The following is a 12,636-nucleotide window of genomic DNA, read 5'->3' as shown; positions in this document are numbered from 1 at the left end:
CAAAAAATAGATTAATTTTGAATAATTGTTCTGGCATCACAAAAGATAATCATGAAGAATATCAAAATAGCTTTTACCTGGACAATGCCACAGGAAGATTTCGAAAGCAAGTTTAAGATTCCTAAAGAAGCCATACAGTTAGTTAAAACTATTACCAAAGTAGCGGCTAATTAACATAACATGAAATGGCAAACTACTTATGTTGTAGAAAAAAATTCTGAAGCAAAATTCAATGACGGAAGGCTAAAAGTAAGTTTCAAAAAAACAAAAAAAATGCATAAGGCGGTTCTAAAGGTATTAAATACAAAAAAAATGCACCCCAATTTATACCTCGTAGGACGTTCAGCTCATATTCCTTCTGTAAAAGGATATTATTGTCAAATCGGAAAAGAAAAATGGAAAAAGAACTTATAAGATGCGGTTGGTGCAATTCCAGCGAATTATACCAAAAATACCATGATGAAGAATGGGGTGTTCCCGTTTATGACGACCTCAAACTTTTCGAGTTTCTGCTATTGGAAACTTTTCAGGCAGGACTGAGTTGGATTACCATTCTTAACAAAAGAGAGAATTTCAAAAATGCTTTTGATGCATTCGACTATAAAAAAATAGCCAGCTATTCCGAAGACAAGATTCATGATTTACTAAAAGATCCAGGCATTATACGCAATCAGCTGAAGGTTCGTTCGGCTGTATCAAATGCCGTCGCCTTTATCAAAATCCAAGAAGAATTCGGAAGCTTCTCCAAATACATTTGGGGCTTTGTTGATGGAAAGCCCATTATCAACAACCGAAAAAGTTTAAGCGAAGTACAAGCCACAACTCCCCTTTCGGATGCCATCAGCAAGGATTTAAAAAAACGCGGATTCAAATTCGTAGGTTCCACCGTAGTATACGCCCACATGCAGGCCACAGGCATGGTAGACGATCACGTAGCCGATTGCTGGAAAAGAAACTAACTCAAAAAACCGTTTTAACCTAAAAAGCATAAGTTACAACTGTAACAACTTTAAACAATTAAACGATTAAACTTTCAAACTTTTTTCTCTACATTTGCTTCGCACTTTAGGGGTGTCTGCAAAAATGCAGGCTGAGACTTTACCCTCGAACCTGATCTAGTTCATACTAGCGTAGGAAAAAGTAAGATGACTTCCATGTACCATTGCGTACACCCGTAGCCATTCCTAAAGTATAATTATGTACTAAATTCAAAAGGAATGGAACTCAAAATCAATAATCAAATCAAACAATTTGCCCTTGACAGTCTCACTGTGCAGGCGCTTCTTGACTTGGAAATTCCCGAAAAACAAAACGGAATTGCCCTAGCCATCAACAACACCGTAATTCCAAAATCCGATTGGAATTCCCACCTCATACAAGAAACCGACGATATCCTAATCATTTCAGCCACACAAGGCGGATGATTGGGGCGTGACCCCATTGAGAAAAAGGGCTTACTCACCACACCGGTCATACAGCCCTTTTCCTCAATGCGGTCGGGCTGTACGCGTTACTTCGGTAACCAGCTTCCATCCCTCACGCGGTTTCTGCAAAACAAGAACTTTTCATTTTCAAGACAAGAAACAACGATCAAAATAATCTAACTAACACTTTCTCTGCTCCCTCTCCTCTGGAGAGGGTTGGGGTGAGGTAAAAACACTAAGCTATGAACAACGAAGAACAAATCTCAAGAACCCCTTTTCCAAACTCCAAAAAGGTCTATATCGATGGTGAAATCCACCCGATAAAAGTAGCCATGCGCGAAATCTCATTGGCCGACACCAAATTAACCAACGGTAGAATCGAAAAAAATCCGCCGGTAACCGTTTACGATACTTCAGGGCCTTACACCGACCCAAACATTGAAATCGATGTTCGTAAAGGATTGCCACGTATCCGTGAGCAATGGATTGTGGATCGTAATGATGTAGAAGAACTTACCGAAATCACTTCAGATTACGGAAAATCACGTTTGAATGACGAAAAATTAAATCATTTGCGTTTTGAGTATTTACACAAACCAATGCGTGCCAAAAAAGGAGCCAACGTTTCCCAATTACACTATGCAAAAAAAGGAATCATCACTCCCGAAATGGAATACATCGCAATTCGTGAAAACCAACGTATCGAACAATTGAATGAACAAACCAAAGCTATGCAATGCCAACACGCAGGTCATAGTTTTGGAGCCAATACTCCAAAATCAAAAATCACTGCCGAATTTGTTCGTAGCGAGGTAGCCAGAGGTCGCGCTATTATTCCAAACAACATCAACCATCCAGAAAGCGAACCAATGATTGTGGGGCGCAATTTCTTGGTAAAAATAAATGCCAACATCGGAAATAGCGCGGTGACTTCCAGCATCGAAGAAGAAGTTGAAAAAGCCGTTTGGGCTTGCCGTTGGGGAGCCGACACCATTATGGATTTGTCAACAGGAAAAAATATCCACGAAACCAGAGAATGGATTATTCGCAACTCTCCGGTACCAATCGGAACGGTGCCTATTTACCAAGCCTTGGAAAAAGTAAACGGAATAGCCGAAGATTTAACTTGGGAAATTTTCCGTGACACCTTAATCGAACAGGCCGAACAAGGGGTTTCTTATTTCACTATTCACGCCGGAGTTTTATTGCGTTACATCCATTTAACCGCCAACCGCGTTACAGGAATTGTTTCCCGTGGTGGATCGATTATGGCAAAATGGTGTTTGTTTCACCACAAAGAAAACTTCCTATACACCCATTTCGAAGAAATTTGCGAAATCATGAAACAGTACGACGTAGCTTTTTCTTTGGGAGATGGATTGCGTCCAGGTTCCATCGCCGATGCCAATGATGCTGCACAATTCGCCGAATTGGAAACTCTTGGTGAATTAACCAAAATCGCTTGGAAACACGATGTACAAGTATTTATTGAAGGTCCAGGTCACGTTCCAATGCACATGATTAAGGAAAACATGGACAAACAATTGGAACATTGTGATGAAGCTCCATTTTACACTTTAGGTCCGTTAACCACTGACATTGCCCCAGGCTATGACCATATTACTTCGGCCATTGGTGCAGCAATGATTGGCTGGTACGGCTGTGCAATGCTTTGTTATGTAACACCAAAGGAACACCTTGGTTTACCAAACAAAAAAGACGTAAAAGATGGTGTTATCACTTATAAGATTGCCGCCCATGCCGCCGATTTAGCCAAAGGTCATCCAGGCGCTCAATATCGCGACAATGCATTGAGCAAAGCCCGTTTCGAATTCCGTTGGGAAGACCAGTTCAACTTGTCATTAGATCCCGATACAGCCCGTGAATTCCACGACGAGACTTTACCTGCAGACGGAGCAAAAGTGGCTCATTTCTGCTCAATGTGCGGACCAAAATTCTGCTCCATGAAGATATCACAGGAAATCCGTGATGTTGCCGAAGCTGAAAAAGGAATGGCAGCCAAATCGGAAGAATTTATAGAACAAGGAAAGGAAATCTATATTTAAAAAGTGGGAAATTAGACGTTAGAGATTAGAAGTTCAATACTTCTAACCTCTAATTTCTAACCTATAACCTAACAATGATTGTAATCACAAATCCAATTCCGATAGCTAATGAAATAAGCACGATTCATTCTCTTTTTGAGAACGGATTAGAATTACTTCATGTTCGGAAGTCAAATTTTTCGGAAGAAGATATGATAACTTTCATAACGGAAATAAAATCGGATTTGAGAAAACAATTGGTTTTACACAGTCACCATCAGTTAGCTTCAGCATTTGGAATCAATCGAATTCACTTTAGCGAAAGCGAAAGAAAAAAGAAAGACAAATTAACTTTGGAAACATACAAAACAAAAGGATTTCATTTATCAGCTTCGGTTCATTCAATAGCCGATTTTAATGCTTTGGAAAATGCTTTTCAATATGCTTTTTTGAGTCCTGTTTTTCCAAGTATCTCCAAAACGGATTATTCTTCTGAAACTGATTTATTCAAAGCCGTTAAAAACAGAACTAACTACGCCACAAAACTCATCGCTTTGGGCGGAATAGAATCGAAAAACATCAAACAAACATTAGAAAATGGGTTTGATGATGCAGTTCTGTTAGGAACCATTTGGAACAGTACTAATCCAATAGAAAATTTTAAACTATGTCAGCAAATCGTCCATCCGTTTTAACCATTGCAGGATTTGACCCATCGGGTGGTGCAGGCGTTTTGGCCGACACCAAAACCTTTGAGCAGCACAAAGTGTATGGATTTGCCATTAACACAGGTAATACCATACAAACCGAAAATGCTTTTTATGAAATTCAATGGACTGAGATACATTTCGTTTTGAATTCGTTAGAAAAACTGTTTGAGAATTACACTATCAAAGCAGTAAAAATTGGCATTATACCATCATTCAATTATTTGAAAGAAATTGTTTTTGCGGTAAAAAAACTTTCTTCACAAACAAAAATAGTCTGGGACACAGTTTTAAAATCATCAACCGAATTTGATTTTTTAAATATAGAAAACCAAACAGATTTGATTGAAATACTGAAAGAAATCGACCTGATTACACCCAATTACGACGAAATGAAAAAACTATTTCCCGAATTTAATCTGCTTTCCAAATCCCCACCTTCTGGAATTCGGGGACTTTTGCTTAAAGGCGGTCACAATCCGAACAAAGTCGGAGTGGATTATTTATATACCCCAAACGGTATTTATAAATATTTACCGAAGATCGACAATTGCTACGAAAAACATGGTTCAGGATGTGTGCTTTCGTCGGCTATAACAGCCAATCTTGCATTAGGCCAAAATTTGGAAACAGCTTGCCAAAATGCCAAAATTTATACCGAAAACTACTTATTATCCAACACAACTAAACTAGGATTTCATTATGTATAACAAACTGCAATACATCTCACAGGGAGAAAGCGCCGAAGAACAATTGTACAATATTCATGAGGCATTAGACAATGGATGTGATTGGATCCAAATGCGATTTAAAAATCAGAAAACAAAAAAAACATTTGCTTTGGCGGAAGCCGTAAAATTTTTGTGTGAAGAATACTTAGCCAATTTCATTATCAACGACGATGTTCATCTGGCTAAACAATTCAATGCTGACGGCATACATTTAGGACTTTCGGATATGGGAATTGCAGAGGCCAGAGCCATATTGGGCAAAACCAAAATTATTGGTGCCACGGCAAATACTTTTGAAGACATTGTCCGTCAAACTAACAATGGCTGTGATTATATTGGGTTAGGCCCATATCAATTTACAAGAACCAAAGACAAACTCAGTCCCATTCTAGGGTTGGAAGGCTATAGTTCCATAATTGCGCAAATGAAACAATCGCAAATTGAAGTTCCTGTTTATGCCATTGGCGGAATTACTTTGGAAGATGTCAATAATTTAATGACAACCGGAATCCATGGTATTGCCGTTTCGGGCATTATTACCAAAAGCGACAAAAAACAACAACTTATTACTCAACTTAACGAAATACTATATGGTAGCGTCATTATTTAAAATCGGAGACAAAACATTAGAATCGAGACTTTTTTTAGGCACTGGAAAATTTGGTTCCAATATAGAAATGGAAGAAGCTATATTGGCTTCCGAAAGCGAATTGGTAACCGTGGCATTGAAAAGAATCGATTTGGAAACCGACAACGATGCTATTCTAAATCACTTAAAGCATCCTAGAATCAATTTATTGCCCAATACTTCGGGAGCAAGAAATGCCAAAGAAGCGATTTTTGCGGCTCAACTCGCCCGAGAAGCATTGGAAACCAATTGGCTGAAACTCGAAATCCATCCGGATCCAAAATATCTGATGCCCGACCCCATCGAAACCTTGAAAGCGACTGAAGAATTAGCAAAATTGGGATTCATCGTTTTGCCGTACATCCACGCCGATCCGGTTTTGTGCAAGCATTTGGAAAATGCGGGGACAGCAGCCGTAATGCCGTTAGGTTCTCCAATTGGAAGTAACAAAGGATTAAAAACTATCGATTTTTTGGAAATCATAATCGAACAAAGTAAAGTTCCCATAATTATTGATGCAGGAATAGGCGCACCATCAGATGCCGCAAAAGCGATGGAATTGGGAGCTGACGCCGTTTTGGTAAATACTGCGATTGCCATTGCCGGAAATCCAAAACTGATGGCCGAAGCATTTAAGGAAGCGGTTATTGCAGGACGAAAAGCTTATGAAGCCAAACTGGGAAAACAATATAAACATGCAGTTGCTTCCAGTCCTTTGACTTCGTTTTTATATGAGTAACTATTTAACCGCAAAATTTACAAAGAAAGAATCTGCGTAAATCTGTAAAATCTGCGTGCAAAAAATAGAAACACATTCGTCAATATGATCATCATTAAAAAAATGGCACGCAGATTTTGCAGATTTACGCAGATAAAAATTGAAAAAACTACATATCACTTTTAATTATTTCAAACTTGTTATTTTGTAATAAAAAATTTACTTTTATTTGATTCAAATTTTAAATCCATACAAAATGACAGAAAATGATTTATCATTCAAAATAAGAGGAGCTATTTTCAAAGTATATAACACTCTAGGTCCAGGTCTATTTGAATCTGTCTATGAAAGTGCTTTATATTATGAACTGACAAAGATAAATTTAAAAGTAGAAAGACAAGTTGAAATTACAATCCCTTACGAAGAAATTATATTGGATGTAGGTTTTAAAATTGATCTTCTAGTAGAAAATAAAGTGATTATAGAATTGAAATCGGTTGAAGATTTAGCTCCAATTCATTACAAACAAACGATAAACTATTTAAAACTAACAAATAAAAAATTAGGAATATTAGTCAATTTCAACACAGTTAACATTTTAAACGACATTAAAAGAATTGCAAATAAGATCTAACTGAATAAAGGTAAAATAGGTAGGCACATAATGCAGATTTACGCAGAAATTAATAAAAAATCTGCGTAAATCTGCCTAATCTGCGCGCAAAAAGTCTATCATACATTTAGTGAATAAACAACAAGAAATGAACAGATTCAAATCGGTTTTTGAACAGTATAATTGGAATACCATTCAAACCAAAATATACCAAACCACCACCAAACAAGTTGAACAGGCATTGGCAAAAAGCAAAAGAAATCTAGACGACTTCTTGGCTTTGATTTCGCCTGCTGCTATAAATTACTTGGAGCAGATGGCGCAGGAATGCCACGAACTGACCAAAAAACGCTTTGGAAAAACCATCCAAATGTATGCTCCTTTGTATTTGAGCAATGAATGTCAAAACATCTGTACCTATTGCGGCTTCAGTCTGGACAATAAAATCAAGCGCAAGACACTAACTGATTCAGAGATAAAACTTGAAGCTGAAGCATTGAAATCAGCTGGTTTTGACCACGCATTATTGGTTACTGGCGAAGCCAATTATACAGTAAATATCAATTATTTTCTCAATGCAATTGAACAGATAAAAGAACAGTTTTCTATCATTTCAGCAGAAGTGCAACCGCTTTCCACCGAAGAATACCAAAGATTGCATGAAGCCGGCGTTTATTCGGTTTTGGTCTATCAAGAAACCTATCATCAGGAAGTCTATAAAAAATACCATACTAAAGGCAAAAAATCCAATTTTGACTTTCGTTTGGATACACCTGACCGAATCGGGAAAGCCGGAATTCACAAAATAGGCTTAGGCGTTTTATTAGGATTGGAAGATTGGAGAACAGACAGTTTTTTCAATGCCCTGCATTTAGATTATCTGCAGAAAACCTATTGGCAGACCAAATATTCGGTTTCGTTTCCAAGACTTCGCCCCGCAGAAGGCATCATTGAACCCAACTTTATTATGGATGACAAAGATTTGACGCAATTGATTTGCGCTTATCGTTTGTGGAATGAAGATTTAGAGATTTCAATTTCGACCCGAGAAAACGAAACTTTCAGAAACAACATCATTCCAATTGGAGTCACGAGTATGAGTGCGGGATCCAAAACCAACCCAGGCGGTTACGTTGTTGACCCGCAATCATTGGAACAGTTTGAAATTAGTGATGAGCGCTCGGCTCAAAAAATCGCCAAAATAATCAGTGATAAAGGATACGAACCGGTTTGGAAAGATTGGGACAGAACTTTTAGATTTCAGAATGCAGATTCTAGATTTTAGATTTCTGATTTGCACAAAAAATCTACAATTCTATTTATTATCAAATAAAATCGAATAATAACAGGCAAATGAAGCAAAAACTTCTTCAATCAAAATCGTTAATCAGAAATCTAAAATCCTATGAGTATCGTTCAAGAATATTTAAGATATAACCGCCAAGTAATGTTACCCGAAATCGGTGATTCAGGGCAGGAAAAACTCAAGAATGCCAAAGTTTTGGTTATAGGTGCTGGTGGTTTGGGCTGCCCTATTTTGCAATACATTGCCACAGCTGGAGTGGGAACAATCGGTATTGTTGATTTTGACAAAATTGAGATTCATAATTTGCATCGTCAAATTTTATATACTGAAGATCAAGTGGGATTCTCCAAAGCTATCACAGCTAAAGCTACTATTGAAAAATTAAATCCGCTGATTTCCGTTTTGGCTTTTGAAGAAAAATTAACCATTAACAATGCTTCAAAAATTATTGATGGTTTTGATTTTGTAGTAGACGGCTCCGATAATTTCACCACACGTTATTTGGTAAATGACACTTGTGTTACTTTAAAAAAACCACTGATTTATGGAAGTATATTAGGTTTTGAGGGACAATTGGCAGTTTTCAATCACAACGGAACCAAAAATCTTAGGGATTTATTTCCAGAACCGCCAAATCCAAAAGATGTTCCGAATTGCAGTCTGAATGGCGTATTGGGAACATTACCTGGAATAATCGGTACAATGATGGCACATGAAACCTTGAAACTGATAATGGATTTGCCAGCATTGAATAATGAATTAATATTGTTCAGTACCTTGAATTGGGGTTTTACAAAGCTTAAATTTTAAAAAGGCACTCACCGACATTAAATTTAAACATATAAGTCATAGAAGTTTTCACTTTGGATAAATTGAAGTAAAATTAACAGTCAATAAAAGTAAAATTTTAAAGTTTTTCAAGTACTTTTTTAAACTTATATCTTAGGCAGCAAAAACTAACTAAAAAACTAATTTCGTTTAACTTAAATGACTTATATGTTTAAAAATTATTCCCCTTTCAAAATTGTCATAAAATCTTCACGATCAATTTCCCTACAGCCCAAAGTTTCAAGATGCTCATTGTAAACCTGACAGTCCAACAAGCGGTAATTATCTTTTTTGAGTTGGTTGACCAAAGCAATAAATGCCGCTTTGGAAGCATTCGAAACGAGCGAAAACATACTTTCGCCACAGAAAACACCTCCCAAATCGATTCCGTACAATCCACCGACAAGCTGATTGTCTTGCCAAACTTCAACTGATTTTGCTAAACCCAATTTATTGAGTCTGCAATAGGCTTCGATCATTTCGCTGGTAATCCAGGTTCCGGCTTGGCCTTCGCGTTTTACCTGCCGGCAATTGGAAATAACTTCTCTAAAATTTTGGTTGAAAGTAACCGTAAAAATGTTTCTATTGATAATGCTGCGCATACTTTTAGAAACCACTAATTCGTCCAAAAACAAAACCATTCTCTGATTAGGCGACCACCAAATAATAGGTTCGCCATCGTTGAACCAAGGAAAAATTCCGCTGTTATAAGCTAGTTTCAGCCGTTCCGGTGACAAATCTCCTCCAATGGCAAGAATTCCATCGCTGTCGGCGTGGGAAACTGGAGGGAAAAATAAATCTTTGGATAAATAATACATGTTCAATTTCAAAAATCAATTTCAATATCAATAGCAAAATTCAATTAAAAAAAAATCAGAAATTCAAGTAAACTCAAACTTCTGACTTCTGATACTGTTTCTAAATTCTGGTTTCTGCTTTCTTTTTTTTAGAATGGCAGATCGTCTGCTTCTTCTTCGTTTAAGTTAGCTGCTGGCGCAAAAGTTGCAGCTGCTGGCATTGGTGGTGCTTGCTGTGCAGGTGCTTCTGCAGCTAATCTTTCGATTCTCCAGCCTTGAATACTATTGAAATATCTTGTTTCCCCTTGTGGATTCACCCATTCTCTCCCTCTTAAATTGATAGAAACTTTTACAGCTTCTCCAATATTATAACTGCTTAACAAATCACATTTATCTTGAGTAAATTCAATCAGAATGTGCTGCGGATACTGCTCATCTGTAGTAACAACTAATTCTCTTTTTTTGAATGCTGCACTTACTTGTTGCTCTGGATTAACAACTTTAATTTTCCCTAATACTTCCATCTTCTTTTTGTTTAATTATTGTTACTTTGAATTTATTTTTTTGCTAAAAGTACTTTCCAAGCCGAAAGCACGTCATTTTCCAAAAGATATTTTTTGGCTTCCAAATGCTGTTTTTCAAGGTCATCGGAACTCAAGACTGCCTTGACGGCAAAATTTTGGTTTACAAATATACTAACTTCTTTAGTTGTAGGCAAGGCTTCGATATTACCTAATATACCTAAATCATTCCCATCAAAAACAGAACTTTTTTTGATAAAATCAGGAATGGCATCTACTCCTACCCCTAGTGTTGTTAGCGGTTTTGGCACTTCAAACAGCCCTTGATTCGATCGGGAATACCAATTGGATCCCAATCTGGAAACTAAGTCGATTTTATGCTGATCAATAGTTCCATTTTCGTTGAGAACTGCTTCGTTAATATGAATGCGGAGCACTTCACAAAGTATTAAATTTCCAGCACCTCCTTCAGTTCCCAAAGGAATTATCTGAGTTACTCTGCACTCAAACTGAACTGGTGATTCTTTTACTCTGTATGGTTTTACGACATCCGATGGGATCGGTGTAAATCCGGCTTTTATAAATTCGTCAACCCCTTCGGCATATTCTGTGCTGGCCAACGAAGTCTGCTGAACCATATCATAATTTACCACGTTGATAACGACTTCGCCAGTGGCTTCAGCATTAATTAAGGTATGCTTTATCGTATTGTCTCTCACACGCCTTGCGGGCGAAAAAATCAGTATCGGCGGATTCGCACTGAAGACATTAAAAAAACTAAAAGGCGACAGATTTGGAATCCCATTTTTACCGAGAGTACTCGCAAAAGCAATAGGCCGAGGCCCGACTGAACTTTGTAAATATCCCTGCAGTTTTACCGTGTCAATGCTTTTTGGATCAATGCTAACCATAATTTTTCATTTGAACAAAAATAACAAAATAGCTACAGGATTTTTGATTAATTATAAATATATTTATGACTGCAGATGCTCTGAACCTAATGGAAACAGCATCCTTTTATCACGGAGTTCGGGACAAAAAACATAGTGGACAGCAGGACACGAGCGATGGTGAATTAACGAAGCAATCTGCTTCAAATAATAGTGATTTTGAAAACCCGCACAATCTGAAGTTCATTATTTCGTTATATTTATACCACAAATGTACTTTTATGAATTTTTCCGAAAACAGAAATCCTATCCGCTGGATTATTATTTTTATTTCGTTTGCAATAATTACTATTATTCTTTGGAATACGTATACTTTTTTTCAAATTTTCAAACAGGAAGAACGTGTAAAAATGAATCTTTGGGCTATAGCCGAAAAAACATTAATTAACGCAAAAGCCGATACCGAAGTTGATTTACCTCTACAAATCTTCGACAATAACACTACTATTCCCGTAATTCTGACCGAAAATGACAGCATTATCACCTCTAAAAACATTGATGAGGAAATCATAAAAAACAAAGCTAAAGCTAAAGAATATCTGGATGAATTAAAAGGCGAAAATGAGCCAATCACCATTATTTATGCGCCAGGAAAATCACAAGAATTGTATTACGGAGATTCTTCATTGATTGACAAACTCAAATATTATCCAATTGCATTATCGCTGATTATTGTTCTCTGCGGTATCTTAATTTACAATTTCTACCTGAGCCATAAAATATCAACCCAAAACAAACTGTGGGCGGGAATGGCCAAAGAAACAGCACACCAGATTGGAACTCCGCTTTCATCTTTGATTGGCTGGCTGGAGATTTTGAAAATGGAAAATATTGATGAATCAATTACACTGGAAATCGAAAAAGACATCGAACGCCTGCAGACCATTACCGACCGTTTTTCAAAAATTGGATCAGAACCTAAACTGGAGTTAAAGGACGCAGTCGAAGAAACGAAACAATCCTATAATTATTTGATTTCGCGTTTCTCTGATCAAATTGAGTTTTCATTCAAAGGACCTTCAAAACCAATCAGCATTCTGCTAAACCCAATTTTGCACAGCTGGACGATAGAAAATCTAGTCAAGAACGCCATTGATGCCATGAAAGGAAGAGGAAAATTGGCAATAGAAATTGAAGAAGATCCGCATCATATAAAAATAAACGTAACAGACACAGGAAGCGGAATTCCCAAAAAAGAATTTCACCACATTTTTGAAACTGGTTTCACTACCAAAAAAAGAGGCTGGGGACTTGGACTGTCTCTTACCAAAAGAATAGTTGAGGAATACCACAACGGCACCATAAAAGTTCTTCATTCGGAAATAGGAAAAGGAACGACAATGCAGATTAGCCTAAGAAAAGCATAGC

16 protein-coding genes and 1 riboswitch are annotated in these 12,636 nt (G+C 37.2%); of the genes, 13 read left to right on the top strand and 3 right to left on the bottom strand.

All coding sequences use genetic code 11. The features are described from left to right. The first annotated feature begins 51 nt into the window (after positions 1–51). The 12 genes from IRZ80_RS21165 to IRZ80_RS19975 all read left to right on the top strand — a co-directional run bounded on the left by IRZ80_RS21165 (position 52) and on the right by IRZ80_RS19975 (position 8,982). Positions 52–174 (top strand): hypothetical protein, encoded by a 123-nt coding sequence (locus IRZ80_RS21165; RefSeq protein ID WP_255549709.1) that lies wholly within the window; start codon positions 52–54, stop codon positions 172–174. Positions 175–180: 6 nt separating this feature from the next. Next, on the top strand, positions 181–414 hold the full coding sequence (locus IRZ80_RS20025; protein WP_194644005.1) for a hypothetical protein: 234 nt from the start codon (positions 181–183) through the stop codon (positions 412–414). Then, positions 396–959 (top strand): DNA-3-methyladenine glycosylase I, encoded by a 564-nt coding sequence (locus tag IRZ80_RS20020; protein ID WP_194644003.1) that lies wholly within the window; start codon positions 396–398, stop codon positions 957–959. Before IRZ80_RS20025 ends, IRZ80_RS20020 begins: the two co-directional genes overlap by 19 nt. A gap of 98 nt (positions 960–1,057) precedes the next feature. After that, positions 1,058–1,154: riboswitch (TPP riboswitch) on the top strand. 63 nt (positions 1,155–1,217) lie between these two features. Next, entirely contained in the window at positions 1,218–1,424 is a 207-nt protein-coding gene (thiS, locus tag IRZ80_RS20015; RefSeq protein WP_194644001.1) for a sulfur carrier protein ThiS, read from the top strand. A 242-nt stretch (positions 1,425–1,666) separates the two neighbouring features. Beyond that, positions 1,667–3,490 carry a phosphomethylpyrimidine synthase ThiC gene (thiC, locus tag IRZ80_RS20010; protein WP_194643999.1) on the top strand — a complete coding sequence of 608 codons (1,824 nt, stop codon included), beginning with the start codon at positions 1,667–1,669 and terminating at the stop codon, positions 3,488–3,490. Positions 3,491–3,564: 74 nt separating this feature from the next. Continuing rightward, positions 3,565–4,164, top strand: a complete 600-nt coding sequence (locus IRZ80_RS20005) for a thiamine phosphate synthase (protein WP_194643997.1) — start codon at positions 3,565–3,567, stop codon at positions 4,162–4,164. Continuing rightward, the gene (locus IRZ80_RS20000; RefSeq protein ID WP_194643995.1) at positions 4,137–4,886 is read left to right on the top strand and encodes a hydroxymethylpyrimidine/phosphomethylpyrimidine kinase; all 750 of its coding nucleotides are present in this window, start codon (positions 4,137–4,139) and stop codon (positions 4,884–4,886) included. Before IRZ80_RS20005 ends, IRZ80_RS20000 begins: the two co-directional genes overlap by 28 nt. After that, a complete protein-coding gene (locus tag IRZ80_RS19995; RefSeq protein WP_194643993.1) occupies positions 4,879–5,517 on the top strand; it encodes a thiamine phosphate synthase in 639 nt (212 codons plus the stop codon). Before IRZ80_RS20000 ends, IRZ80_RS19995 begins: the two co-directional genes overlap by 8 nt. Next, entirely contained in the window at positions 5,498–6,274 is a 777-nt protein-coding gene (locus IRZ80_RS19990; protein WP_194643992.1) for a thiazole synthase, read from the top strand. Before IRZ80_RS19995 ends, IRZ80_RS19990 begins: the two co-directional genes overlap by 20 nt. A gap of 235 nt (positions 6,275–6,509) precedes the next feature. Continuing rightward, a complete protein-coding gene (locus IRZ80_RS19985; protein ID WP_194643990.1) occupies positions 6,510–6,887 on the top strand; it encodes a GxxExxY protein in 378 nt (125 codons plus the stop codon). Between the two features lie 127 nt (positions 6,888–7,014). After that, a complete protein-coding gene (gene thiH, locus IRZ80_RS19980; RefSeq protein WP_194643988.1) occupies positions 7,015–8,151 on the top strand; it encodes a 2-iminoacetate synthase ThiH in 1,137 nt (378 codons plus the stop codon). 120 nt (positions 8,152–8,271) lie between these two features. Beyond that, positions 8,272–8,982 carry a HesA/MoeB/ThiF family protein gene (locus IRZ80_RS19975; RefSeq protein WP_194643987.1) on the top strand — a complete coding sequence of 237 codons (711 nt, stop codon included), beginning with the start codon at positions 8,272–8,274 and terminating at the stop codon, positions 8,980–8,982. A 197-nt stretch (positions 8,983–9,179) separates the two neighbouring features. On the opposite strand, the gene aat is transcribed toward IRZ80_RS19975, so the two are convergent. The 3 genes from aat to IRZ80_RS19960 all read right to left on the bottom strand — a co-directional run bounded on the left by aat (position 9,180) and on the right by IRZ80_RS19960 (position 11,229). Then, a complete protein-coding gene (aat, locus tag IRZ80_RS19970; protein ID WP_194643985.1) occupies positions 9,180–9,818 on the bottom strand; it encodes a leucyl/phenylalanyl-tRNA--protein transferase in 639 nt (212 codons plus the stop codon). A gap of 128 nt (positions 9,819–9,946) precedes the next feature. Then, positions 9,947–10,321: a DUF3127 domain-containing protein gene (locus IRZ80_RS19965; RefSeq protein WP_194643983.1), complete on the bottom strand. Its 375-nt coding sequence runs from the start codon at positions 10,319–10,321 to the stop codon at positions 9,947–9,949. Positions 10,322–10,353: 32 nt separating this feature from the next. Continuing rightward, positions 10,354–11,229, bottom strand: coding sequence for a flavin reductase family protein (locus IRZ80_RS19960; protein ID WP_194643980.1), 876 nt, complete (start codon positions 11,227–11,229; stop codon positions 10,354–10,356). Positions 11,230–11,489: 260 nt separating this feature from the next. Between IRZ80_RS19960 and IRZ80_RS19955 the strand changes: the two genes are divergently transcribed. Further along, positions 11,490–12,635, top strand: a complete 1,146-nt coding sequence (locus IRZ80_RS19955; protein ID WP_194644009.1) for a sensor histidine kinase — start codon at positions 11,490–11,492, stop codon at positions 12,633–12,635. The last annotated feature ends 1 nt before the right edge of the window (position 12,636 follow it).

Source organism: Flavobacterium sp. HJJ (genome assembly GCF_015351475.1).
Lineage (GTDB): Bacteria > Bacteroidota > Bacteroidia > Flavobacteriales > Flavobacteriaceae > Flavobacterium > Flavobacterium marginilacus.
The sequence above is the reverse complement of the archived record's forward strand: the minus strand, read 5'-3'. Positions and strand labels throughout refer to the sequence as shown.

Bases quoted from the DNA above. Each gene is read 5' to 3' on its own strand.
- IRZ80_RS21165 (WP_255549709.1), top strand. From the start codon at position 52: ATGAAGAATATCAAAATAGCTTTTACCTGGACAATGCCACAGGAAGAT.
- IRZ80_RS20000 (WP_194643995.1), top strand. From the start codon at position 4,137: ATGTCAGCAAATCGTCCATCCGTTTTAACCATTGCAGGATTTGACCCA.
- thiS (WP_194644001.1), top strand. From the start codon at position 1,218: ATGGAACTCAAAATCAATAATCAAATCAAACAATTTGCCCTTGACAGT.
- IRZ80_RS19960 (WP_194643980.1), bottom strand. From the start codon at position 11,229: ATGGTTAGCATTGATCCAAAAAGCATTGACACGGTAAAACTGCAGGGA.
- thiC (WP_194643999.1), top strand. From the start codon at position 1,667: ATGAACAACGAAGAACAAATCTCAAGAACCCCTTTTCCAAACTCCAAA.
- IRZ80_RS20005 (WP_194643997.1), top strand. From the start codon at position 3,565: ATGATTGTAATCACAAATCCAATTCCGATAGCTAATGAAATAAGCACG.
- IRZ80_RS19955 (WP_194644009.1), top strand. From the start codon at position 11,490: ATGAATTTTTCCGAAAACAGAAATCCTATCCGCTGGATTATTATTTTT.
- IRZ80_RS19965 (WP_194643983.1), bottom strand. From the start codon at position 10,321: ATGGAAGTATTAGGGAAAATTAAAGTTGTTAATCCAGAGCAACAAGTA.
- IRZ80_RS19990 (WP_194643992.1), top strand. From the start codon at position 5,498: ATGGTAGCGTCATTATTTAAAATCGGAGACAAAACATTAGAATCGAGA.
- thiH (WP_194643988.1), top strand. From the start codon at position 7,015: ATGAACAGATTCAAATCGGTTTTTGAACAGTATAATTGGAATACCATT.
- IRZ80_RS20025 (WP_194644005.1), top strand. From the start codon at position 181: ATGAAATGGCAAACTACTTATGTTGTAGAAAAAAATTCTGAAGCAAAA.
- aat (WP_194643985.1), bottom strand. From the start codon at position 9,818: ATGTATTATTTATCCAAAGATTTATTTTTCCCTCCAGTTTCCCACGCC.
- IRZ80_RS19975 (WP_194643987.1), top strand. From the start codon at position 8,272: ATGAGTATCGTTCAAGAATATTTAAGATATAACCGCCAAGTAATGTTA.
- IRZ80_RS19985 (WP_194643990.1), top strand. From the start codon at position 6,510: ATGACAGAAAATGATTTATCATTCAAAATAAGAGGAGCTATTTTCAAA.
- IRZ80_RS20020 (WP_194644003.1), top strand. From the start codon at position 396: ATGGAAAAAGAACTTATAAGATGCGGTTGGTGCAATTCCAGCGAATTA.
- IRZ80_RS19995 (WP_194643993.1), top strand. From the start codon at position 4,879: ATGTATAACAAACTGCAATACATCTCACAGGGAGAAAGCGCCGAAGAA.